Annotated in this window: 23 protein-coding genes; 4 read left to right on the forward strand and 19 right to left on the reverse strand. The window is 64.2% G+C overall.

All coding sequences use genetic code 11. From position 1 onward, the window contains the following. Positions 1 to 3 precede the first annotated feature (3 nt). The 11 genes from BMI89_RS02235 to BMI89_RS02285 all read right to left on the reverse strand — a co-directional run bounded on the left by BMI89_RS02235 (position 4) and on the right by BMI89_RS02285 (position 11,810). Positions 4 to 1,176, reverse strand: coding sequence for a M20 aminoacylase family protein (locus BMI89_RS02235; RefSeq protein ID WP_078569668.1), 1,173 nt, complete (start codon positions 1,174 to 1,176; stop codon positions 4 to 6). 11 nt (positions 1,177 to 1,187) lie between these two features. Next, positions 1,188 to 1,778 carry a carbon monoxide dehydrogenase subunit G gene (locus tag BMI89_RS02240; RefSeq protein ID WP_078569669.1) on the reverse strand — a complete coding sequence of 197 codons (591 nt, stop codon included), beginning with the start codon at positions 1,776 to 1,778 and terminating at the stop codon, positions 1,188 to 1,190. Then, positions 1,778 to 2,671, reverse strand: a complete 894-nt coding sequence (locus BMI89_RS02245) for an NAD(P)-dependent oxidoreductase (RefSeq protein WP_078569670.1) — start codon at positions 2,669 to 2,671, stop codon at positions 1,778 to 1,780. Before BMI89_RS02245 ends, BMI89_RS02240 begins: the two co-directional genes overlap by 1 nt. Then, positions 2,668 to 5,046, reverse strand: coding sequence for a xanthine dehydrogenase family protein molybdopterin-binding subunit (locus tag BMI89_RS02250; RefSeq protein WP_078569671.1), 2,379 nt, complete (start codon positions 5,044 to 5,046; stop codon positions 2,668 to 2,670). The genes BMI89_RS02245 and BMI89_RS02250 overlap by 4 nt, the downstream gene beginning before the upstream one ends. Then, complete coding sequence (locus tag BMI89_RS02255) at positions 5,043 to 5,540, reverse strand: (2Fe-2S)-binding protein (RefSeq protein ID WP_078569672.1); 498 nt, start codon at positions 5,538 to 5,540, stop codon at positions 5,043 to 5,045. Before BMI89_RS02255 ends, BMI89_RS02250 begins: the two co-directional genes overlap by 4 nt. Next, a complete protein-coding gene (locus BMI89_RS02260) occupies positions 5,537 to 6,406 on the reverse strand; it encodes an FAD binding domain-containing protein (RefSeq protein ID WP_078569673.1) in 870 nt (289 codons plus the stop codon). The genes BMI89_RS02255 and BMI89_RS02260 overlap by 4 nt, the downstream gene beginning before the upstream one ends. Positions 6,407 to 6,410: 4 nt before the next feature. After that, positions 6,411 to 7,520 carry a sn-glycerol-3-phosphate ABC transporter ATP-binding protein UgpC gene (ugpC, locus tag BMI89_RS02265; RefSeq protein WP_078519916.1) on the reverse strand — a complete coding sequence of 370 codons (1,110 nt, stop codon included), beginning with the start codon at positions 7,518 to 7,520 and terminating at the stop codon, positions 6,411 to 6,413. A 13-nt stretch (positions 7,521 to 7,533) separates the two neighbouring features. After that, positions 7,534 to 8,499, reverse strand: coding sequence for a carbohydrate ABC transporter permease (locus tag BMI89_RS02270; RefSeq protein ID WP_210402129.1), 966 nt, complete (start codon positions 8,497 to 8,499; stop codon positions 7,534 to 7,536). Position 8,500: 1 nt separating this feature from the next. Then, positions 8,501 to 9,346, reverse strand: coding sequence for a sugar ABC transporter permease (locus tag BMI89_RS02275; RefSeq protein ID WP_208607942.1), 846 nt, complete (start codon positions 9,344 to 9,346; stop codon positions 8,501 to 8,503). Between the two features lie 131 nt (positions 9,347 to 9,477). Next, complete coding sequence (locus BMI89_RS02280) at positions 9,478 to 10,809, reverse strand: extracellular solute-binding protein (RefSeq protein WP_078539960.1); 1,332 nt, start codon at positions 10,807 to 10,809, stop codon at positions 9,478 to 9,480. Between the two features lie 239 nt (positions 10,810 to 11,048). After that, the gene (locus BMI89_RS02285; RefSeq protein ID WP_210402130.1) at positions 11,049 to 11,810 is read right to left on the reverse strand and encodes a TetR/AcrR family transcriptional regulator; all 762 of its coding nucleotides are present in this window, start codon (positions 11,808 to 11,810) and stop codon (positions 11,049 to 11,051) included. Between the two features lie 142 nt (positions 11,811 to 11,952). On the opposite strand from BMI89_RS02285, the gene BMI89_RS02290 reads away from it, so the two are divergent. Both BMI89_RS02290 and BMI89_RS02295 read left to right on the forward strand, forming a co-directional pair. Beyond that, positions 11,953 to 12,264, forward strand: coding sequence for an NIPSNAP family protein (locus BMI89_RS02290; RefSeq protein ID WP_078519919.1), 312 nt, complete (start codon positions 11,953 to 11,955; stop codon positions 12,262 to 12,264). Positions 12,265 to 12,281: 17 nt separating this feature from the next. Beyond that, the gene (locus BMI89_RS02295; RefSeq protein ID WP_168176758.1) at positions 12,282 to 12,863 is read left to right on the forward strand and encodes an NTP transferase domain-containing protein; all 582 of its coding nucleotides are present in this window, start codon (positions 12,282 to 12,284) and stop codon (positions 12,861 to 12,863) included. A 137-nt stretch (positions 12,864 to 13,000) separates the two neighbouring features. On the opposite strand, the gene BMI89_RS02300 is transcribed toward BMI89_RS02295, so the two are convergent. The 7 genes from BMI89_RS02300 to BMI89_RS02330 all read right to left on the reverse strand — a co-directional run bounded on the left by BMI89_RS02300 (position 13,001) and on the right by BMI89_RS02330 (position 20,701). Further along, positions 13,001 to 14,089, reverse strand: a complete 1,089-nt coding sequence (locus BMI89_RS02300; protein ID WP_078569675.1) for a tartrate dehydrogenase — start codon at positions 14,087 to 14,089, stop codon at positions 13,001 to 13,003. Positions 14,090 to 14,096: 7 nt separating this feature from the next. Next, positions 14,097 to 14,939: an SDR family NAD(P)-dependent oxidoreductase gene (locus tag BMI89_RS02305; RefSeq protein ID WP_078519922.1), complete on the reverse strand. Its 843-nt coding sequence runs from the start codon at positions 14,937 to 14,939 to the stop codon at positions 14,097 to 14,099. Between the two features lie 43 nt (positions 14,940 to 14,982). Then, the gene (locus BMI89_RS02310; protein ID WP_078569676.1) at positions 14,983 to 16,008 is read right to left on the reverse strand and encodes a LacI family DNA-binding transcriptional regulator; all 1,026 of its coding nucleotides are present in this window, start codon (positions 16,006 to 16,008) and stop codon (positions 14,983 to 14,985) included. Positions 16,009 to 16,130: 122 nt separating this feature from the next. Further along, complete coding sequence (locus BMI89_RS02315) at positions 16,131 to 17,024, reverse strand: NAD(P)-dependent oxidoreductase (RefSeq protein ID WP_078569677.1); 894 nt, start codon at positions 17,022 to 17,024, stop codon at positions 16,131 to 16,133. A 46-nt stretch (positions 17,025 to 17,070) separates the two neighbouring features. Beyond that, positions 17,071 to 18,573, reverse strand: coding sequence for a sugar ABC transporter ATP-binding protein (locus BMI89_RS02320; protein WP_078569678.1), 1,503 nt, complete (start codon positions 18,571 to 18,573; stop codon positions 17,071 to 17,073). Between the two features lie 65 nt (positions 18,574 to 18,638). After that, on the reverse strand, positions 18,639 to 19,571 hold the full coding sequence (locus BMI89_RS02325; protein WP_078519926.1) for a sugar-binding protein: 933 nt from the start codon (positions 19,569 to 19,571) through the stop codon (positions 18,639 to 18,641). Between the two features lie 167 nt (positions 19,572 to 19,738). Further along, positions 19,739 to 20,701, reverse strand: coding sequence for an ABC transporter permease (locus BMI89_RS02330; RefSeq protein WP_075776414.1), 963 nt, complete (start codon positions 20,699 to 20,701; stop codon positions 19,739 to 19,741). A gap of 431 nt (positions 20,702 to 21,132) precedes the next feature. Between BMI89_RS02330 and BMI89_RS02335 the strand changes: the two genes are divergently transcribed. Next, on the forward strand, positions 21,133 to 21,816 hold the full coding sequence (locus tag BMI89_RS02335) for an aspartate/glutamate racemase family protein (RefSeq protein ID WP_078569679.1): 684 nt from the start codon (positions 21,133 to 21,135) through the stop codon (positions 21,814 to 21,816). Positions 21,817 to 21,856: 40 nt separating this feature from the next. After that, positions 21,857 to 22,912: an aldo/keto reductase gene (locus tag BMI89_RS02340; RefSeq protein WP_078569680.1), complete on the forward strand. Its 1,056-nt coding sequence runs from the start codon at positions 21,857 to 21,859 to the stop codon at positions 22,910 to 22,912. 19 nt (positions 22,913 to 22,931) lie between these two features. Here BMI89_RS02340 and otnI read toward each other — a convergent pair whose 3' ends face one another. Next, positions 22,932 to 23,702, reverse strand: a complete 771-nt coding sequence (gene otnI, locus BMI89_RS02345; RefSeq protein WP_078569681.1) for a 2-oxo-tetronate isomerase — start codon at positions 23,700 to 23,702, stop codon at positions 22,932 to 22,934. Between the last annotated feature and the right edge of the window lie 3 nt (positions 23,703 to 23,705).

Raw genomic sequence — 23,705 nt, forward strand, 5'->3', positions numbered from 1 at the left:
CCCTCAATCGTTCGACCCAGCCAGCGCGCGCTGCGCGACCTCGACGAAGAACTGCACGCCCAGCGGCAGGATCGCATCGTTGAAATCGTAATGTGGGCTATGCAGGTTGCGCCCGCCCTCGGCCGATCCATTGCCGATCCAGCCGTAAGCGCCGGGCACCTTCTCCAGCAGGAAGGCGAAATCCTCGCTCGCCATGCTGGGTGCGTAATCGACCTGCACCGCGTCGCGTCCCACGATGGCCTCGGCGGCGCGGCGGGCGGTTTCGGCGGCCTCGGGGTCGTTGATCGTGGCCGGGTAGCGACGCTGATAGATCAGCTCGGCCTTGGCATGAAACGCCTCGGCTATCATTTCGGCGCGGCGCGTCATCTCGGCCTGAACGAAATCGCGCGTCGCGGGGCGCAGGGTGCGCACGGTGCCGTGCAGGGTCACTTCGTCGGGGATCACATTGAGCGTGTGGCCCGCATGGATCTGCGTGACCGAGATCACCGTCGCATCGGTCGGATCCACCGCGCGGCTGACGATGGTTTGCCAGGCCATCTGCAGCTGAGCCGCCAGCGTGATCGGGTCGATCCCCTCATGCGGCATCGCGCCATGCGAGCCCTTGCCCTTCACCTTGAGTTCGAACGTGTCGAATGCGGCCATGACGGGGCCCGCGCGCATCGCGATCTTGCCTGCCTCGAGCCCCGGCCAGTTGTGCAGCGCAAAGGTGCTGTCGAGCGGGAACCGGTCGAGCAACCCATCCTCGATCATCACCCGCGCGCCGCCTTCGTTTTCCTCGGCGGGCTGGAAGATGAACACCACCGTGCCCGGTCCCGGCGGATCGGCCGCCATCGCCTGCGCGGCGCCCAGAAGCATCGTGGTGTGACCGTCATGGCCGCAGGCGTGCATCTTGCCGGGTATCTCGGAGGCATAACCCGCCCCGGTCAGTTCGGAGATCGGCAGCGCGTCGATATCGGCGCGCAGGCCGACGGTCGGCCCCTCGCCATTTCGCAGAACGCCGATCACCCCGGTCCCGGCCAGCCCCTCATGGACCTCAAGTCCGAAAGCACGCAACTCAGCCGCGATGAAGGCGGCGGTCTCGTGTTCCTCGAAGGCCAGTTCGGGACGGCGATGCAACGCGTGCCGCCATTCGACCAACTGGTCTTCCATCGCCTTGATCGCCGGGGTGATGTTCATCGCGCGTCCTTTCAACCAAAGAGCCAGCAGATCCCAAGCCCGAGGCCAAGACCGACCAGAAGCCACGCCACGCGGTCGATCAGCGGAATATGTCCCGCCGCCGCCGTGGCCACAGCGCCCGTAGGGGCAGCGCCTTCGCTTGACGGAGCGGTCTCTTCCGCCTCGCCGGTCACGACCCGCGAGAAGGCATTGAAGAAATCCTCGGCATTCTTGCGCGCCACGCCCTGAATCAACCGCCCGCCGACCGCGGCCAGTTTACCGCCGACCTCGACATCGGCGACATAGGACAAACGCGTGCCCTCGCCTTCGGGCGCGAGCTTGATCTCCGCGCCGCCCTTGGCGAAGCCCGCAGGCCCGCCCTGCCCGCGCCCGGTGATCCGGTAGGACACGGGCGGTACCAGATCGCTCAGCTCCACCTTACCGCGAAAGCTGGCCGAGACGGGGCCGACCCGCGCCACGACCGTGGCGGTATATTCGGCCTCGCCCGTCTGCTCCATCGCCTCGCAGCCCGGGATCGCGCGGCGCAGCACCTCGGGGTCGTTGAGCCCACGCCAGACCGTTTCGGGATCGGCCGGGATCAGGTGATCGCCTTCGAACCGCATCACCCGGCCTCCGCGTGGATCGCGTTATAGGCGCGGTAGAGCGCCTGGGTGCCCTCTTCGCCGAAGCCGTCATCCACCAGCTTGCCATAGAGGCTGCGCGCCAGCGACAGGCCCGGCAGATCAAGCCCCAGTCTTTCGGCTTCGCTCAGCGCGATGGACATGTCCTTGACGAAGTGGTGGACGAAGAAGCCGGGCGCGAAATCCTCGTCCACCATCTTCGGCCCAAGCCCGTTGAGCAGGAAGCTCGACGCGGCCCCGGTTCCGATGACTTTGAGAACCTGCATCGGATCCAGACCGGCGGCGCGTGCGTAGCTGATGCTTTCCGCGACCGCGAGCATGGTCGAGGCGATGGCGATCTGGTTGGCCATCTTGGTGTGCTGCCCAGCGCCCGCCTTGCCCATCAGCGCGATATTCCCGCCCATCAGCTCCAGCACCGGCAGGACCCGCTCGAACGCCCGCGCATCGCCGCCCAGCATGATCGCGAGCTTGCCCGCCTTCGCGCCGACATCGCCGCCGGAGACCGGGGCGTCGAGCGCAGAGAGGCCGCGCGCGAGAGCCGCCTGCGCGATTTTCCCGGCCAGGGCGGGGCTCGAGGTGGTCATGTCGATCAGCACCGAGCCCGGGCGCGCCTTGCCGATGATCCCCTCCTCACCGAGGTAGACCTGTTCGACATCGGCGGGGTAGCCCACGATGGTGATCGTGATATCGCTGGCCTCGGCCACGGCGCCCGGGCTGTCACACCACGTCGCCCCCTTCGCGACGAGGGCGTCGCCCTTGGCGCGGGTGCGGTTGTAGATGTTGAGCGGATGCCCCGCGGCGAGGATATGCCCCGCCATGTGCTGGCCCATGATTCCGAGTCCGATGAAGCCGACGCTGAGTTTCTCTTCTGTCACGGCTGGGTCCTTTTCGTTGAGCTGGGCGCGGCCTCCCGCAGGAGCGCGCGAATGGATTGGGGGGTCAGCGGAAGACGCTCGATCGTCACGCCGCGCGGCGCGAGCGCATCGCTCACCGCGTTGGCGAGCACGCCGATCGCGCCCATCACGCCGCCTTCGGCCATGCCCTTGATCCCCGCGGGGGTGCGGCGGTTCGGCGTGTTGTGATGCAGGATTTCGAATTCCGGCAATTCGTTCGGAGAGGCCACGAGGTAATCGGCGAGCGTCGCGGAGAGGTTCTGCCCCGTGCGGTCGTAGATCACCTGTTCGAGCAGCGCGCCGCTCAGCCCCATCGCGATCGCGCCCTGCTGCTGGCCGCGCACGACGATCGGATTGAGAACGGTGCCGGAATCCTCGGCGACGAGATAGCGGTCGATCGAGATCGCACCGGTCTGCGGGTCGACCTCGACCTCGCAGGCATGGGTCGAGTTGGAATAGGTCATCGCGGGCGGATCGTAGCTATGCGAGAAATCGAGCCCGGGCGTGATACCCTCGGGCAGAGCCAGCGGATCGAGATAGGCACGCCGCGCGATATCGGTCAGCGCAAGGCCCGTCTCCTGCCAGTCCTCGCCGATCATCCGCTCGATCTGCCCTCCGCGCAGTCGTAGCCCGCCAGCGTCGTTGAGATCGAGCATCGATGCCGCAATCGCGAGCACCCGCTCGCGCGCCTTGAGCGCACAGAGATAGAGCGTCCCCCCGCCAGCGGTCGCGCCGCGTCCGCCGCGGCTGCCCATGCCGTAGGGCGCGATATCGGTGTTGCCCATATGGACCGTGACATCTTCCGAGCGCACGCCGAGCCCTTCGGCCACCGCCTGCGAAAGCGGGCTCTCGTAGCCCTGCCCGGTGCCCATCAGCCCGACGGAGGCGTTGACCGCCCCGCTCGGTTCGATCCGCACCCAGGCCGATTCATGGCCCGATCCGGGGATACCGGCGGATTTGTAGAATTCCGAGCCATAGGTCGTGCTCTCGATCACCGTGCACAGCCCGAGCCCCAGATAGCGCCCCTCAGAGCGCGCCTGCGCCTGCCGCGCGCGGAAAGCCGCGACGTCGATCGCGTCCACGGCGATCTCGAGCGTTTCCCGTGGGCTGACATCTTCGAGAAGTTCGCCCGTGGGCATCTTGTAGGGCAGATCCTCCGGGCCGAGCGCGTTGATACGGCGCACCTCGACCGGGTCGAGGCCGAGGTCGCGGGCGATGGCGTCGATCGTGCCTTCCATCACCCAGCTCGTGATCGCCATGGGCGCGCGCATCGGGCCTGCACCGCATTTGTTGGTCAGCGCGACGCGGACCTCATAGGCGTAGTCCTGAATCCGGTAGGGGCCGGTCATGATCAGGGCGATGACGCGGGCCATATAGTTGGCCGGGTAGAAGCAGTAGCCGCCGAAATCCTCGTCGATCTCCAACTCGAGGCCGAGAATCCGTCCGGTTTCGCTGACCGAGGTGCGCGTGCGGCACTCGTATTCCCGCGCATGGGCGGCGGACATCAGGTTCTCCATCCGATCCTCGCGCCACCGAACCGGGCGGCGCAAGTGGCGAGACAGAGCCGCGACCGTGAGTTCCTCGCGATAGAGCGCGATCTTCTGACCGAAGGCGCCGCCCACATCGGGGCTCATCACCGTCACCTGGCTCTCCGACAGACCCAGCCGCGCAGCAAGCTGGCTGCGCAACGGGTGCGGGACCTGATTGCCGATATGCATGTTCAGATGCGCGCGCCCGTCATCCCAGTCGGCGACGCAGCCGCGCGTCTCCAGCGGGACATGGGTATGGCGATGGAGCGAGAACCGGGCCTCGACGACGCGATGCGCCTCGGCCTGGCGCGCGGCAGGCTCGCCGACGCACAGGCTTTGATGCGAGACCATGTTGCTGGTCAGGCTGTCATCGACCAGAGCTGCATCGGGCGCGAAGGCCTCGGTGATCGAAGTCACCGCCGGAAGCTGGTCATATTCGACGCTGACACATTCGGCGGCATCCTCGGCGAGGTAGCGATCGGTCGCGACGACACAGACCACCGGATCGCCGTGGAAGCGGACCTTGTCAATCGGAAGCGTCGTCAGCTCGGTCGGCTGCAACCCTTCGATCGGCGGCGCGAGGCGCAGCCGCGTCGTCATCTGATCGAGATCGCGCCCGGTGAAAATCCCCACGACCCCCGGCATCTCTGACGCTTCGGCGCTGTCGATGTCGAGAATGCGCGCATGCGCGTGGGGCGAGCGCACGAAGCTCACATGCAGCGCGCCGGGAAAGGCGAGGTCGTCGAGATAGCGCCCACGACCGGAGACGAGGCGCCGATCTTCCTTGCGCGGTAGGGCGCGACCGATCTCGGTGAAATCACCGCTCATGCCGCCTCTCCACGCATCCGGGCCGCAGCTTTCAGTACGGCGGCGACGATATTCTGATAGCCCGTGCAGCGGCACAGATTGCCCGACAGGACATCGCGCACTTCCTCTGCGGTCGGGTCCGGGTTCTCGCGCAGGTAATGCTCGAAGGTCACCACGATGCCGGGCGTGCAGAAACCGCATTGCAGCCCATGTTCCTCGTGCAGCGCCTGCTGAAGCGCCGAGAGCGCGTCGGGCCGTCCCATGGCCTCGACCGTCGTGACCTCATGGCCCTCCATCTGAGCGGCGAAGGTCAGGCAGGCGCGGGCCGGGCGGCCGTCGATCAGCACGGTGCAGGCGCCACAGACGCCGTGTTCGCAGCCGACATGGGTGCCGGTCAGGCCAATATCCTCGCGCAGCACATCCGAGAGCAGCTTGCGCGCGGGCACCCGAACGTCGTGGGTTTCGCCATTCACGCTCAGCGAAAGCGTCAGGGGGTCGTGTGTCGGAGCGGTCATGCACCCTCCTCCCGGATCAAAGCGGACTGGAACGCGCGAATGACAAGCGTTTCGGCAAGCTCCCGGCGATAGACGGCGGGCACCTGTTCGCTGTCTTCGGGCGCGATCGCCGCGGCGGCCGCGGCTGCGAGGTCGCGAATGGTGTCCTCATCGGCCAGCCTGCCCTGCGCGCGCGCCTCGATCTCGGGCAGGCGCAGCGGGACGGTGTCGACGCCGCCTAGCCCAAGCCGCAGCGCATCGATCTTGCCCTCCGCGTCGCGCGCGAAACTGAGCGCGACGCTGACCAGCGCGAAATCGCCGTGACGGCGCGAGAAAGCCTCGAAAGCCCAGAGGTCGCCAACCGGGAGCGGAAAGTGCAGCGCGGTGATGAGTTCGCCATCGCGCAGATCGACCGTCATGATCGATTGCAGGAAATCGGCGGCGGCAACTTCGCGCGTGCCTGCCGGTCCCGAAATCACCAGCGTCGCACCCAGCGTGACCGCGATCAGCGGCAACTGGGCAGCGGGGTCCGCATGGGCGAGGCTGCCGCCGATCGTGCCACGCTGACGGATCGCGTAATGCCCGATCGAGGCGGCAGCGGCACCGAGAAGCGGCAGGCTCCGCTGCACTTCCGGCGCATTGGCCAGCCGGTGATGGCGCGTCAGCGCGCCGATCTCCAGCATGTCCTCCTTCACCCGCACGCGGTCCAGCTCGATCAGATCGTTGAGATCGACGAGATGGCCCGGGCGCGCCAGCCGCATGTTCAGCATCGGCCCGAGGCTTTGCCCTCCGGCGATCGGCTTGGCCGCCGGCCCATGCGTGCGCAACAGCGCCAGTGCCTCGGCAAGGCTCGCAGGCCGGTGGTAGGTGAAGGGGGCGGGTTTCATCGTGTCAGGCCGCGTTCCAGATCAGCGACTGACCGGTTTCGCGGTCGAAGACATGCAGGCGGTTGAGATCCACCGCGAGGGTGATGCTCTCGCCGAACGCATGGCGCAGATCCTTGCCGACGCGGAAGAACAGCTCCTCGCCGCCGAAATCCATACCCAGATACTGATCCGAGCCGACCGGAAGCACCGAGTTCACGGTGCCGCTGAGGGCATTATATCCCGGCTCGGCAGTGCCTTCCGCGACATCCTCGGCCCGGATACCCAGCCGCACCGCGCGGCCCTCCTGCCCTTTCAGGCGCGCCGCATGATCTGCCGGCAGCACGAGACGCAACCCATCGCGGACGAAGGCCATCTCGTCATCCGGCCCGGCCTCGAGCACGCCGTCGAAATAGTTGATCGGCGGGCTGCCGAGGAACGACGCCACGAAGGTGTTCGCCGGGCGCTCGTAGATGTCGTCGGGCGTGCCGATCTGCTGCACGACCCCGTCATTCATCACCACGATACGATCCGCGAGCGTCAGCGCCTCGGCCTGATCGTGGGTCACGTAGACGAAGGTGGTCTCCATCGCGCGGTGGAGTTCCTTGATCTCCGCGCGCATCGAGATCCGCAGCGCTGCGTCGAGGTTCGACAGCGGCTCATCCATCAAGAAGACCGACGGGTCACGGACCATCGCGCGCCCCAGCGCCACGCGCTGGCGCTGGCCGCCCGACAGCTGCGACGGCCGCCGGTCGAGCAGGTGCGAAATCTCGAGCTTCTTCGCGGCGTCTTGCACGCGCTCGTCGATCTCTTCCTTCGACGCGTTGCGCATCTTCAGCCCGAAACCGATATTGTCGTAGACGGTCTTATGCGGGTAGAGCGCGTAGCTCTGGAACACCATCGCGACGTCGCGCTTGTGCGGCGGGACGTAGTTCACGACCTGCTCGTCGAAGATCAGATCGCCGTCCGAGACCTCCTCGAGCCCTGCAATCATGTTGAGGGTCGTGGATTTGCCGCAGCCCGAAGGGCCGAGCAGGACGATGAACTCGCGATCCTCGATATCGAGGTTGAGATTGCGCACGGCATGGAAGCCGTTGGCGTATTTCTTGTTGACGTTGGTGAAGCGGATCCGGGCCAAGACTTTGTCCTTTCTAACCTTTGACAGCCCCGGCGGTCAGACCGGAAACGATGTAGCGTTCGAAGACGATGGCGACGATCACGGGCGGCACGACCGCCAAGACGCCAGCGGCGTTGAGGAAGGAGAAGCTCACCGTGAAATCGGAGGTGAACGAGGCCAGCAGGATCGGCAGGGTCTGCGACGCGGAGGTCTGCGTGAACATCAGCGCGAGTAGAAATTCGTTCCAGCTGGTAAGGAAGGTGAAGAGGACCACGGCGACGAGCGAGGGCAGCGAGAGCGGCAGGAACACCTTGATCAGCGCCTGGAGCCGCGAACAGCCATCGACCCGCGCGGCCTTGTCCAGCTCATCCGGGAGGCCCTCGAAATACTGGATCAGGATGAAGACCGTGAAGGGCACCGTGATCGCGAGATAGGTGATCACCAGCGATCCGAGCGTATCGAGCATCCCGAGTTTGCGGATCACCAGGAAGAACGGCACGACCAGCGCGATATCGGGGATCACCCGCGTGATCAGGATGAAATAGACCGACGCGTTGCGCCCCCAGAACCGGATCTTCGCGATCGCATAGGCGGCCGGCACCCCGACGAGCAGGTTCAGGATCACCACCAGGATCGAGACGATCAGGCTGTTGGCCATCGACGGCAGAAGGTTCTCTGCCGTGGAGGGGATGAAGTCACCGGCAGCCGGATCGGCGCCCGAGCGCGTCTCGTAGGTGACGGGCTCATCGTTCCCGGCGGTGAAGATCGCCTCGAAATTGCGCAGGGTCGGCTCTTCGGGAATCCAGTGCGGCGGGATCGAAACGATCTCGGTCTCGGTCTGGAACGCCGAAGAGACGAGCCACGACACCGGGGCGAGAATGTAGGCCGCAAGGACGATCGCGGAGACCACGATCACCAAGCGCTGCACGATGCGCCCGATTTTCTGGCGGCGGCGGTAGTCGATCGTGTCGACAGGCGGGGTGATAGGCATATCGCTCATGTCAGATCTTGCGCCCCAGCGTTCGGATGAAGAGGTAGGAGAGTGCGAAAGTCGCGATTGCGAGGAGGTAGGACATCGCAGCCCCGCTCCCGAAGGACAGGTTGCGGAAGGTCTCGACATAGATGTGCCACGAGAGCACATGCGACGCGCTGCCGGGCCCGCCCTCGGTCAGGATGAAGAACAGGTCGAAATGGCGGATCGCCATCATCGTCTCGTAGATCATCACCAGCATGAAACCGGGCTTCATCGCCGGCAGGGTGACATGCACGAAACGCTGCCAGACCGTCGCGCCATCGACGCGCGCCGCCGCATAGAGATCGGACGGGATCGACTTGAGCGAGACCAGCAGAAGGATCGTCGCCAGCGGCACTTCTTTCCAGACGAAGGCATTGGCGATCAGGAACAGCGTTTTGTCCTGATCCCCCAGCCAGACCATGTATTTGTCGATGAAATCTAGCTGGTAGAGCAAGCCGTTCAGCGCGCCGTAGCTGGAATCGTAGATCCATTTCCACATCAGCGCGTTCGCGACATAGGGGATCGCCCACGGCACCAGCAGGATCGTCGACAGGATACGACGCCCGCGGAATTCCTGATTCAGCAGCAGCGAAACAAGCAAGGCTATGAAAGCAATCGCGGTAACCGAGACGAGCGAGAAACTCACCGTGCGCCAGACCGCGCCCCAGAACGCCTCATCGCCGAGAAGATCGGTATAGTTCTTCAGCCCGACGAAGGGGGTCCGGTTCGGACGCGTCAGCTTGATGCTGAAGAAGCTGATATAAAGCGAATAGGCGATCGGGAAGACCGCAACCGCGCCCAGAACGGCCATGACAGGAGCAAGAAACAGCATGGCGCTGCGCTCCTCGTATCCCACCCGCCATTTCGGGCGTGTCGCCCGTGTCATTGCATTCGCCACGTCATGCTCTCCCGTTGCCCTGCCCGACAGTCGGCGGGCCTTTTAGAAAGGCCCGCCGCACCTGCTCAGTAGCTGTCCTTCAGCTCGTTCCACAGATCGGCAGATTTCTTGACCGCTCCGGCGGGATCGACATTGCCGAGGATCGCCGATTGCCAGGCCGACCCGTTGGTGTCGTTCCACTCGCCGAACCACGGGGTGACCGTGTCCTTCTTGCGAGCGAGCGCCTGCTGAGCCTGGATCATGTCGACATCGCCATAGGAGTCGTAGGCCGCGCGGATCTCGGGATCCTCGAACAGCGGCTTCACGCCGAACCCGGCGCCGATATCGAGGAACAGGAGTTTCTGGAACGTGTAGGCGCCATCCGCCTTGCCACCGAACCATTCGATCAGCTTCGCGGCATTCTCGGCGCGCGCCTTGTCTTGTGCAGCTTGCGCCGACATGCCGTGGAAACGCATCCAGCCGACCGTCGCGTGAGAGCCGTTGGCGCCTTTCGGCATCATCGCCTGCTTCACATTGCCCGCAATCTGCGACTGCTCGGGATCGTTGAGCATCCGCAGACGGTATTTCGCGACCATCGCGAAGGCATGGTTGCCCGCCGCGAAGGATTTCAGGCCCGCCAGTTCGCCGGTCTCGACACAGGCGGGCGAGACGATTTCGTGCTTGTTGACCGCATCGACGACCCAGCTCAGCGCCTCGACAGCACCCTCTTTCGGGTCCTGCATCACGGCCATGCCGTTGTCGTCGACCAGACGACCGCCATGCGAATAGACCAGCGTCGAGATGAACTCGATCAGCCAGCTTTCCTGCGCCATCGCAAGCATCATCGGATAGTCGGCAATGCCCTTCTCTTTCATGACGAGCGACTGCTCGACCAGTTCATCCCAGGTTTCAGGCGGCGCGTCGAAGCCGGCTTCCTTGAGCTTCGCCTCGTCATAGAAGAAGGCCATGTAGTCGGTGTAATAGGTCAGGCCGTACTGACGACCGCCATAGGTCATGGAGTCGGTGCAGAAATCCTCGGCCTCGGCGTTGTATTTCATCAGGCTGTCGAACTCGTCGACCGGGGCGATCCAGCCGGCTTCGGCCCATTCGGGTAGCCAGGAATCCGACACCCACATCGCGTCGAGCGGCGCACCGCCCACGAATTTCGCGACCATGCCCTCGCGGTACTGGGCCCAGGGCGAGTTGCCGTAATTGACCGGGATTCCGGTTTCCTTGGTGAAGGCGCTGAGGTGGCTCTGCACGGTGTCGACCGCCGCCGACCAGGTGTGCATCGTCAGCGCGGCCGTTTCGGCCTTGGCCGGACGAACCAGACCCGGCGCCATCAGCGCCCCTGCGCCCGCCGCCGAGTAGCGGAGGAAATCCCGGCGCCCGAGACGGCGCGTCTTATCCTTGAGCATCTTTCGATTCCTTTTGCATGGCCGCCTCAGCCCGAGCCCGTTCAAAGCCCAACCTGCAGCAAGCCGTCCCTGTTGATCTTGTTTATGGGAACCGACGCTATTGGCGATTTATTTATTCGTCAACTGACGACAAACGAAAAAGTGAGGATTTCCCTTCCGCAACGGAAATCGCACAAAATTTCAGCGCCCGCGGAAGCCTCCGTAGGCGAAATCAGGGAAAATGTAGTGGATTGCAGCGCTCAGCGGCCGCTGCACACCTCGACCATGTCCTCGAATCCCGCGAGGAACACGCGAACATGCATCGTTACCACCTGGTCTTCGGAGAGCGACAGGCTGCTTTGATAGATATGGCGTCGAATCGCGTAGTGAGAGATCGCACCGTGCAGCGTCCACGCCATTTCGCGGAGCAATGCGGGATCTTCCGGCAGCTCTACGCCCCGCTCATGCGCAACTTCGCGCATCACAGTCTCCAGCAACTGCATGACAATCGCCGCGATGTAGTCAGGCGCCATATTCGCCTCGGCCAGCGAGGCATAAAGGAACAATCGCAGCCACTTCCGGGTCAAGGTAGACTGAAGATAGTCGCGATAGAATGCGTCGAGGCGCACGGCCATGGGCTGCGAACGATCCTGAAGCTCAACGAACCAGACGGCCTTGAAAGCACCAAGAATCTCTCGGTTATAGACCTCTTTGAGCAGGTCTTCCTTGGTCGGGAAGAAGCGATAGAGAAGACGCTGGGAGATGCCGCATTTCTCCGCCAATTGGCGCGTCTGCCCCGCAAGCCCGTTCTCCGCAAAGAACTCGGTGGCGACGTCCAAGATCTGAGCACGACGCTCATTGAACGGCATGCGCACAGCGCCTTGCGGCGAGCCGGGCTTATTTCCGGCGCCGTTCGTTTTGGACGAACCTTCAGTCATTTTTGGCTTGGCCTGCACGTTTTCCCCTTGGCACCCCTTGTTGTTCATTCCGACGCCGGACGCAACGACTTCAGGTTCATACATTAGCCCATTCCGCGCGAAGGCAAAGTATCTTTTCGTCACTTGACGACTTATGTGTTGCGAAAACCCAAAGTTTGGTCGTAGCTTCGGCGCGTGACGGGACGTCAGTGCCCGCGATTTTCTGCCATTCACGCCGGAGTCCAACATGATCTACGAACAAAGAACCTACCGCATCACCCCCGGGAAGGCGCCCGAGTTCCTCAAGCTCTATGAAGCCGAGGGCCTGCACATCATCACCCAATACGCAAAGCTCGCCGGATGCTGGGTCAGCGACAGTGGCGTGCTCAACGCGGTCACCTTCCTCTGGGCCTATGAGGATTACGGCCACCGCAGCGCGCAACGCGCCAAACTGGGCGCGGACCCGGAATGGCAGGCTTTCGTGCCCAAGATCCTGCCCTATCTCGTGCATCAGGAAAGCATCTTCCTGCAGCCCGCGGCCTTCTCGCCGCTCGACTGATCCGGGCGCGGGCCACCATGCGCACGCTTGGCATCCTCCTCGCCGCCGGCGCCTCGCGTCGGTTCGGCGCTCGGGACAAGCTCCTTGCAGATTGGAACGGCGCCCCTTTGGTGCTGGCAGCGGCGCGCGCGCTCGAGGCGTCGGGATGTGACGCGCTCGTGGCGATCGTCTCTTCCGAGAAGGTCGCCGTTTCTCTTCCGCCGTCGTTCAAGGTGCATTACGTGGCACCGGGCCTGCCGCTCTCCGAGAGCTGGCGAGCGGCGCGCGGCGTCGCAACGAGCCGCCGGGCAGAACGTGCGCTGTTCGTGCTGGGCGACATGCCTTTCGTTTCAACCGACACGCTCCGCGCCTTGGTAAATAGCGATGGCGGCAGCCGCGCCTGCACCTTCGACGGTATCCCGATGCCGCCGGCGCTTCTGACCGCGCAGGACTTGAGACACGCACCCGATCAGGACGGAGATCACGGCGCCCGGGAGCTGTTGCGCGCCCTGCCGCCCAAGTCGCTCATCCCCCTTTCAGCCGAAGAGGCGAGTGACATCGACACGCCCGAAGACCTCCGCCATCATCGGGTTAACGTCAGGCGTGAGGATCGTGCCTGACACGTTCTCCAGGGCGCGTATTGTCGGGAAACTGATCCTGGCGCGGACGCGAGTTCGGCTTGCGTGAGCCCACTCCCCATGCGCTCGGCTCTCAAGACCGACAAGAGACGACAGCGTCCAACGCCCGTCCGTAATTTTCAGCTTTTCGTCCCGATCTCATCGAGTGCGCGGCAGAGCCGTTCCGTAACCTGCTCGGTGCTGGCTGTGCCGCCGAGGTCGCGCGGGCGACTCTCGGGATCGGCTGTCACGACCTCGATCGCGCGCATCATTTGCGCCTCGGCCTCGGTCTCTCCCAGATGCCCCAGCATCATTGCAGCACTCCAGAAGGTGCCGATGGGATTGGCGACGCCCTTGCCGGTGATATCGAAGGCCGAGCCGTGGATCGGCTCGAACATCGACGGCGCGGCGCGTTCGGGGTTGAGATTGGCCGTGGGGGCGATGCCGATGGAGCCCGCGAGCGCCGCTGCCAGATCCGAGAGGATGTCGGCGTGAAGGTTCGTTGCGACGATCGTGTCAAGCGAACGCGGGTCGAGCGTCATGCGCACGGTCATCGCGTCGACCAGCATCCGGTCCCATGTCACGTCGGGAAACTCGCGCGCGACCTCGGCGGCGATCTCGTCCCACAGCACCAGCCCGTAGCGCTGCGCGTTGGATTTCGTCACAACCGTCAGACGCTTACGTGGGCGCGCCTGAGCCTGCGAGAAGGCCACGCGCATGATGCGCTCGACGCCGGTGCGGGTGAAGATGGCGGTCTCGGTAGCGACCTCATGCGGCTGACCGCGATGGCTGCGCCCGCCCTGCCCCGCATATTCGCCCTCGGAGTTCTCGCGCACGATCAGCCAGTCCAGATCGTCCGGACCGACACCCGCAAGCGGGCTCGACAGGCCCGGCAGGATCCGGGTGGGCCGCAGGTTCGCATATTGATCGAGCCCCTGACAGATCGCGAGGCGCAGCCCCCAGAGCGTCAGGTGATCGGGCACGTCCGGAGCGCCGACCGCGCCGAATAGGATCGCGTCATAGGCTCGCAGTGCATCGACCCCATCTGCGGGCATGAATGTGCCCTCGCGCTGAAAGCGTTTCGAGCCCCAGTCGAAGCGGTCGACCTCCAGCCGGAACGCGTTGGTCTGGCGGCTCAGGTGGTCAAGCGCCGTCAGTGCGGCGTCGACCACTTCCGGCCCGATCCCATCGCCGGGAATGGCCGCGATACGATGAACCCGGGTCGTCATGGCCGCATCACTTCTTCAGCCACGCCTTGAAGGCGTCACCGTAATCGGGATGCCAGCGCGACAAGGGCGGGCGGTTCTCGGTGATGTCGCCCGCCGCCCAGAGGATGCGCTTCACATCCGTTGCGCGATCCACGTCGTTGTCGGGGCACAGAATGTAGAAATCGCCGCGCTCGATCGAGTCGAAGAGAAACTCCACGACCTGCTCGGGCGTCCAGGCATCGGCGGGTTTCTCGGTGCGCCCGCCTGCGGTGAGCGGCGTATAGACGAAGCCCGGGATGAACAGCCGCGCCTCGACCTTGCAGTCCTCGCGATTGCGCAGCTCGTGCTGCAGCGCCTCGGTAAAGGCCTTCACGCCGGCTTTCGACACGTTATAGGCCGGATCGCCCGGCGGCGTGGTGATCCCCTGCTTGGAGCCGGTATTGACGATCAGCCCCGGCGCGCCCGAGGCAATCATGCGCGGCGCGAAAATCTGGCTGCCCCGGATGATGCCACCCATGTTCACGTCGAGGATGCGGTCCCAGTTGCCTTCCGCATCGAAGATCGAGCTACCGGGCTGCATGCCCGCATTGTTCATCAGCAGATTGACCGGCCCGAAATGCGCCCAGACCTCATCGGCGAGCGCCGTGAGCTGCGCCCGGTCCGAGACATCGGTGGCCTGCGTCATCACGTCGGCCGCCGCCGCACCCGCAGCGATCAGGGCGTCGTAGGCGGCTTCGAGGGCCGCCCCCGGCAGATCGGCGATGCAGACACGCATCCCCAGCCCGGCGAGGTGGCGGGCGGCGGCGAGGCCGATACCCGAGGCCCCTCCGGTGACGACTGCGACATTGCCTTTGGCGAGAGCGGGATGCATGGGATTTCTCCTTTTTTCGTTCGGTGTCCGAGATCGACGCGCCTCAGGCGGTTGCGCCGGCGAAGACCTCGAAATCAGTATCGATAATGGTGGGCGTAGAGGGGCGCTCGGGCGAGGCCAGAACCTCCTCGATCGCCTTCTTGCCGATGAGATAGCGGTTCGAGCGGACGGTCGAGAGCGGCTGCGGCAGTTCCTTGCCGATATCGAGACCGTTGAAGCCGAATATGGCGAATTGGTCAGGCAGACTGATGCCTTCGGCAAGGCAGTGGAAGACGCCGCCCACGGCCATGTCGTCGTTGGAATAGACGGCGACGTCGATCTGCGGGGCCGACGAACGCAGGCGCGCGGTCTGCTCCCGACCCGTCCCGACCGAGCTGGGTCCGTCGTCGATCGCATGCGCCTCGACCGACAAGCCGGATTCCGCAAGCGCCTCGCACAGCCCGTCATAGCGCAGCCGCGCCCGGCGGTCGGCGTTCCAGTCATGGCCGACATAGCCGAAATGGCGGTAGCCGCGCGAGATCAGGTGGCGACCGATCGCGTGGCCCGCGCGGCGGTGCGAGGTGCCCACCGCGATGTCGATCGGCGTGCTGTCGATATCCATCATCTCGACGACGCGGATGTCGCTTTGCTCGAGCATCTTGCGGGTGGCGTCGGTGTGGTCGAACCCGGCGAGCAGGATCGCGGCGGGTTTCCAGCTGAGGATGCCGCGCACGACGGCCTCTTCGCGGTCGACATTGTAATCCGTGGTCGAAATCACCGGCTGCAGGTCGCTTCCTTCGAGCCCGGCATGGACGCCCTGCAGAACCTCCGGGAACACGATGTTGGAGAGCGAGGGGATGACGACGCCCACAAGGAAGGAGTCGAGCGAGGCCAGCGAGCCCGCGATGCGGTTGGGGACGTAGCCCATCGCGCGGACCGTCTCCATGACCTTCTCGCGGGTGGACTCGGCGACGAGCCCCTTGTTGCGCATGATCCGCGATACCGTCGACTCGCTGACATTGGCACGGCGCGCGACCTCGCGCACCGTGATCTTGCTTTTGCGGTCAGGCAATCGCTGTTTGGTCCCCATGACGCTTTCCTCCAATTCCTTTCGGGCAAGCCCGAGTCAATGACCCAGAAATGCACCTAGCGGCAGCGTTTTCATAGGCCATACGTGCATGGGCGCTAAAAACATCGCGGGGACCGTGGCGATCATACCTCCACGTATTTGCGCCACGGATGCGCTTCCTTGAAGCCCAGAACCTCGCGCGCCTTGCGGTTCGAAATCGGCGCCTCGTCGGCGCCCATCTCGCGGGTGATCGGCGTGTTCGGGCAATATTTTTTCAAGAACTCGGTGGTCGGCATATCGGCGGTAATCGTGTCGTTGACCGCGTTGAACACCTGATAGCCCAGCCCGTCCTTCTCGATGCACAGATGCACGATCTCACCCAGATCGCGGGCGTCGATATAGCTCCAGGCGTTGCGCTTGCGGCTCATCGGGTCCTCGAGGAAGCCCTTGAACATGCCGTATTCATCCGGCTCGATCACGTTGCCGATGCGCAGCGCATAGATATCCGCACCGTAGCGGGCGGCGAAAGCGCGGGCGGTCTTTTCGTTGCAGACCTTGGAGAGGCCGTAGCTGTCCATCGGATCGCTGTCGTAATCTTCCTCGAGCGGGAAGGAGTGGAAATCCTTGTCGCCCTCGGCGAAGCACACGCCATAGGTCGTCTCGGACGAGGCGATGATCACCTTGCGCACGCCGAGCTTCATTGCCGCCTCGAGCACATTGTAGGTGCTCATGACATTGGCCTGATAGGTCACGTTGTCGGGCTCGATCAGCACGCGCGGGATCGCGGCGAAATGCACGATCGCATCGGGCGGCGACGGCGGTGCGCCTTTCTCGAACCCGCCGAAATCGTGGTGGGTGGTGAGCGCGTTGAACACGGCGCCGCTGTCGGTCACATCGGTGATCAGCGTGTTGACGCCGGGCAGGTCGAGCGGCTTGAGGTCGACATTGAGCACATCGTAGCCCTTGCTCAGCAGATGCGGCACCGCATGACGCCCAGCCTTGCCGGTTCCGCCTGTAAATACTACGCGCTTGGTCATTTCAGTCTCCGTTTCGTTCATTCACATTTGGTTCGACGGGACGGCCTCAGCCGGTCGCCGCCAGCATCACGCTTTCCTGCGTGGCGTTCTCTCGGGTCAGCTCGCCGCTGATCTTCCCCTCCTTCAGCACGATCACACGGTCGCTGATCGCCAGAATCTCCGGCAGGTCCGAAGAGACCACGATGATCGACATCCCCTCCTCGGCCATCTTGCCCAGCAACGTGTGGACCTCTGCCTTTGCGCCGATGTCGATCCCGCGCGTCGGTTCGTCGACGATCAGGATCTGCGGGCGGCGCGCAGCCCATTTCGCCAAGACGACCTTCTGCTGGTTGCCGCCCGACAGGTTGAGCACCTTCTGCTCGGGCGACGGCGTCTTGATGCCCAGCGCGCGGATGTAATCCGCACAGGCCGCGGTTTCCTTCCGACGATTCACGAAGTCGAGGCTGCAATAGTCACTCAGATGCGTCAGCGAGAAATTCTCGCGCACCGACATGCCGAGGACAAGCCCGCGCGACTGCCGATCCTCGGTCACAAATCCGAGCCCATGCTCGATCGCGTCCGAGGGAGAGGAAATCCGCGTCGGTTTGCCATTGATCGAAATCTCCCCGCTATGGGGGCGGCTGCCGAAGATCATCTCCATCACTTCGGTCCGCCCGGCGCCGACCAGACCGAAGAAGCCCAGCACCTCGCCGCGACGCAGGTCGAAATCGACGTCGCGTACGAAGACGCCTTCGTCTTTCACGCGCTTCTCGGTGAGATTTCGGACCGACATCAGAACCTCGTCGGTCGCGTGGGAGATGTGATGGCCGAACAGCTGGTCGAGTTCGCGATCCACCATCAGGCGCACCAGCAGGTCGCTCGTCATCTCGGACACGGGCCGGGTGTCCACGGTGCGCCCGTCGCGCAGCACGGTGACGCGGTCGGCGATCTCGAAGATTTCCTCGAGCTTGTGCGAAATGAAGACGATGCCCACACCCTGCGCGGCCAGCTTGCGCGACATGCGCAAGAGTGTCGATGCCTCGTGATGGCTGAGCGACGCGGTCGGCTCGTCCATGATGATGAGTTTGGAATTGTAGGAGATGGCGCGGGCGATCTCGATCAGCTGCCTCTGGCCGATCGAAAGCGTGCCGACCATCGCTTCGGGGTCGATTTCCACACCAAGCTCGTTCAGCACCGCGCGGGTGTCCGCATTCATCTTGGTGCGGTCGATCAGGCCCGTGGACAACAGCGGCTCGCGCGCAAGAAAGACGTTCTCGGCAACGGTGAGGTTATTCACCACCGCGAGTTCCTGGTAGATGATCGAGATGCCGAGCGACCGGGCATGGACCGGGTTCTTGATGACGACGGGTTCGCCCTCGACCCGGATTTCGCCGCCCGGATCGGCGCGCAGCACGCCGGTCATGATCTTCATCAGGGTGCTCTTGCCGGCGCCGTTCTCACCCGCCAGCACATGCACCTCTCCGGAATTGAGATGCAGGTCGACGTGGTCCAGCGCCTTCACCCCGGGAAAGGTCTTGGAAATGCCGATCATTTCGAGAAACGGTTTCATCGCGGCCTCTGGCTGAAGAATGTCGGGCGGGGCCGCGTTTGGCCCCGCCCAGGTCTTGTCGGAGATTACTTGGTGTAGCTGTCGAGGTTGTCGGCAGTCACAACGGTCACACCGGTGTCGATGTTCTGCGGATCGGTCTCTTCACCCTTGATCTGGGCCACGAGATGCTCGACCGCCAGCTTGCCCATCGTGATCGGGCGCTGCACCATGATGCCGTCGATGAAGCCTTCCTTCACGCCTTTGATCGTGTCGGGCAGATCGTCGAAGGCAAAGACCTTCAGCTGGCCTTTCTTATCCGCGAATTCCTGCTGCGCGAGAACCTTCGCCACGGCCGGGCCACCGACCTGGCTGATGCCGAAGATGCCCGAGAGGTTCGGGTTGGCGCGCAGGAGCGCCTCGGTCACCGACACGGCGCGGGCGAGGTCATCCTCGGTGCCTTCGGTCGCGACCAGCTTGATGTCGGGATAGTCCGCCAGCGCTTCCTTCACGCCGTCGATCCGCTCGTTCAGGTTCGAGGCGCCGAGCTGACCGGTGACGATCGCCACTTCACCCTTGCCGCCGAGCGCTTCGGCCATGGATTTGCCCATGGTCACACCAGCCTGCTTGTTGATCGTGCCGATATACATGCTGCGCGAGCTGTTGGCGCTGTCACTGTCGAAGGTGACGACCTTGATGCCCGCATCGGTGGCCTGCTTGATGATCCCTTCGACCGATTTCGGCTCGTTGACCGAGATCCCGATCCCGTCGACATGGCGCGCCATTAGGTCCTCGATGATCTTGACCTGCGTCGAACCTTGCGTGTTCGCGGGCACAACCCACTGATACTTCACGCCCAGTTCATTGGCCGCTTCCGCACCACCGGTGTTGCAGTCGTCGAAGAACGGAACGGCCACTTTCGGCACGAGCGCCACGGTGATGTCCTGAGCATAGGACGCAGCCGTCCCCATACCGGTTGCCAGGGCCAGAACCGCAGCGGCGGCTTTCATTGCAATACGCATCTTGTCTCCTCCTCCGAACCCAACCAACCGCGGCGGGTCCCTGTTGTTGATGCAGTTTCGGTTTCACGCCCCGCACCGGGGCATTCTTCGTCCGGATCTCGCGCCGCTCTCTCCTCTTCGAGACGCGGTCCGGCTTCTTGATCTTGTTCCTTCCCGGACGGCGCGGCTCAGCCGCGCCCGCCCATCCGATTGCGCAGTACGTCCAGGCTGACCGCGATCAGGATCACGCCGCCGGTAATGGCCTGCTGGGCATAGGTGTTGATGTTGAGCAGCACGACGCCGTTGGCGATCTCGCCGATCAGGGCAGCCCCGATGACCGCGCCAAGCACCGAGCCGATACCGCCCGCGAGGCTCGCCCCGCCGATTGCGGCCGCGGCGATCACTTCAAGTTCTGAGCCGAAGCCCGAGGCCGGCTCAGCCGAAAGATAGCGCGAGAAGGCGATGACGCCGGCCAGCGCGGAAATCGTCGAGGACAGAACATAGACCGCGAGCTTGACGCGCTGGACCTTCACCCCGCTCAGACGCGCCGCGTTCTCGTTGCCGCCCGTGGCATAGACGTGCCGACCGAAACGGGTCCGGGTCATGATAACCGTGAAGATGAGCGTCAGCACGAGCAGGATGACCACCGGCACCGGCACCGGGCCGACATAGCCCTGCCCCAGAAAGCTGAAGCTCTCGGGCGTCTCCGGGGTCAGCGGCACGCCATGGGTGATCATGTACATAAGGCCGCGCCCGATGCTCAGCGTGCCGAGCGTCGCGATGAAGGGCGGCAGACCGATCGCGGTGATCAGCAACCCGTTGGTCAGCCCGAAGGCAAGCCCCACACCGAGCCCCGCAGCCACCGCCGCATATTGCGAATAGCCCGCGTCGAAGCAGAGCGCCGTGATCAGACCGGCAAGCCCCATCGCGGAGCCAACCGACAGGTCGATCCCGCCGGTGATGATGACCATCACCATGCCGATGCTCATGATCGCCGTCAGCGAGAATGCCCGCGACACGCCCATCAGGTTCGACACGGTCAGGAAATACGGTGTGAACAGGCTGATCAGCAGCCCCATCAGGATCAACGCGATCAGAACGTTGAATTCACGCATGTGACGCAGTTGAAGCAATTGATGCAGGACTCGCATGGATTTCCTTTCCGATGGCGTGACCGAATTTTCCGACAGTGCCAAAACGCCCCTCCCTTCTCCGCATCCCCGACGTTCCACACGCTCATCCCGGAACCGATCGCGCCGGTAAGGGGCTGGCGGGTCGGACGGGGATACGCCCGAAAATGCTAGCGCTGCCATTCCTCCGGTGACAGCGCTGTCATATTGCGAACTGCAAAGACGACTTGTCAATCAGAAAATAACAAAAACTTGTCTCAGGACAGGTGTCGGAACGACGCGCCCTCCCCGGCGGAACATAGTTCCGACCCCCGCCGAAGCGTTTCAAACAAGGGTCTTGAGACATTCCGGCTTGTCATCGCGCCGGGTCCGTGGTGATACTCACAAAATATGACAGCGCTGTCATAGTCACCGGGGCGAGAGCACCCCGACCGCAACAAAGGAGCCCGCCGATGACCGACGAAAGCTACGAATCACCCCGCCCTCTGGCGATGATCCACACCGTCGCCGGGCTGATCCCGGAACTCGAAGGTCTGGCGCAGAAGCACCTGCCCGACTGGAAAGTGTTCAACATGCTCGACGAGAGCCTTCTGCGCCTGACGATCCGCGAGGGATCGGTCAGCCCGATGACGGCGCGACGCCTGACGGGCATGATCTGGTCGGCGGTCGATGCAGGGGCCGAAGCCGTGCTCGTGACCTGCTCCAGCCTCGGCGGCGCGGTCGAACGTATCGCACCGCTCTGCCCCGTCCCGCTGATCCGTATCGACGAGGGAATGGCGCAGGAGGCCGTCGCAAAAGGCCGCCGCATCGGCGTGCTCGCAACCCTGCAATCGACCCTGACACCCACCGTCGAACTGGTCGAACGCGTCAGCCGCGAGGCCGGGGCGGACAGCACCATCACGAGCGAGGTCGTCGAAGGCGCCTTCGAGACGCTGCAATCGGGCGACCGGGAGGGACATGACGCGCGGGTGGCCGAAGGCATCGCCCGGCTCGCCCGCGAAAACGACGTGGTGGTTCTGGCACAGGCCTCGATGGCGCGCGCGCTCAAACAGCTCGAACCGAGCGCGGATGACCCGCCGGTTCTGACCAGCCCGACGCTGGGCATCGCCCATGCAGCAAGACGTCTGGCGCGCTGATCGCGCCTGAGGAAACGATACTCAAGAGGAGGAGATATCCATGAAATACAGAACCCTAGGACGATCGGGGCTCAAGGTCTCGGTGCTCACGATGGGCACGTTCACCTTCGGCGGCGCAGGCGCCTTCAAGGCCGTCGGCGCCCAAGGCGTCAGCGAAGCGCGCAAGCTGGTCGATACCTGCATCGACGCCGGTATCAACCTCTACGACACCGCGAACATGTACTCGACCGGCCTCTCGGAAGAGATCCTTGGCGAAGTGCTCGACGGTCGGCGCGACGACGTGCTGATCTCCTCCAAGGCGCGGATGCGGATCGCCGACGGCCCGAACGACGAGGGCTTTTCGCGCTATCACCTGATCCGCGAATGCGAACGCTCGCTCAAGCGGCTGCGCACCGACCACATCGACATCTACCACATGCATGAATGGGACGGCGTGACCCCGATGGAGGAGATGGTCTCGGCGCTCGACACGCTCGTGCAACAGGGCAAGGTCCGCTACATCGCCTGCTCGAACTTCTCGGGCTGGCACATCATGAAGGCGCTCGGCGTCAGCGACCGGAGCCTGCGCGAGCGCTTCGTGGCCCAGCAGATCCACTACACGCTCGAAGCCCGCGAGGCGGAATACGAATTGCTGCCGATCTCGGTCGATCAGGGGCTGGGCGTGTTGGTCTGGAGCCCGCTCGCCGCCGGCCTCCTGTCGGGCAAGCATCGCCGCGGCAAGGACACCCCGGAAGGCTCGCGTCAGTTCGCAGGCTGGACCGAGCCGCCGATCCGCGACGAAGAGAAGCTTTGGAACATCGTCGACACGCTGGTCGAGATCGGCGACGCGCATGGGGTCTCGGCCGCGCAGGTCGCGCTGGCATGGCTGCTGACGCGTCCTGCAGTCAGCTCGCTCGTCATCGGCGGACGCAACGAACAGCAGTTCCGCGACAATTTCCGCGCCGTGGATCTGGAGCTGAGCGAGGACGAGCTGAAGCGGCTTCACGAGGTCAGCAAGCTGCCCGTGATCTACCCCTACTGGCACCAGCAGCAATTCGCCTCGGACCGGTTCAGCCCGGGCGACTGGGCGCTGCATCGCGATTACATCGAGAACTGATCAGGTGCGCGCCTTCGTCTCAGGCGAAGGCGCGCATCCAGTCCAGACCATCCTCGGTCCGGCCCGCCGGGCGATATTCGCAGCCCACGAACCCCTCATAGCCTAGCGCGTCCAGCTCACGCAGGATGCGCGTATCGTCGAGCTCACCGGTTCCGGGCTCATGCCGATCCGGGACGGCAGCGATCTGCACATGCCCGATGATCGGCGCCATCTCCCGCAGCCCCATCAGCACGTCACCGTGCAGGATCTGGCGGTGATAGATGTCGAATTGCAGCTTGAGATTGGGCAGCCCCAACGCCGCGATGAGATCGGTGGCGAAGCGGAAATCATCCAGAAAATAGCCCGGCATGTCGCGTGTGTTGATCGGCTCGATCACCACGTCGCGCCCCTGCGCCCCGGCCGCATCACAGACCCGCCGCAGCGAGTCGCGATAGGCCTGCAGCGCTGCCGTATCTTGGCGTGAGGCCAGCCCGCTCATCACATGGACCCGCCCGACCCCGGTCGCCTCTGCGTAACGCAGAGCGGTGTCGATCGAGGCCCGAAATTCTTCTCCGCGTTCCGGCAGAGCCGCCAGCCCGCGATCACCCGCCGTCCAATTGCCGGGCGGCAGATTGAAGAGCGCCTGCGTCAGCCCGTGCTCATGCAGCCGCTCCGCGATGGCCTCGGGCGGGTGGTCATAGGGAAAGAGATATTCGACCGCATCGAAGCCTGCCTTTTTCGCCGCAGCGAAGCGGTCGAGAAAATCGTGCTCGGTGAACATCATCGTCAGGTTGGCGGCAAATCTGGGCATCGT

This window comes from Thioclava sp. F36-7, from assembly GCF_002020075.1.
GTDB lineage: Bacteria > Pseudomonadota > Alphaproteobacteria > Rhodobacterales > Rhodobacteraceae > Thioclava > Thioclava sediminum.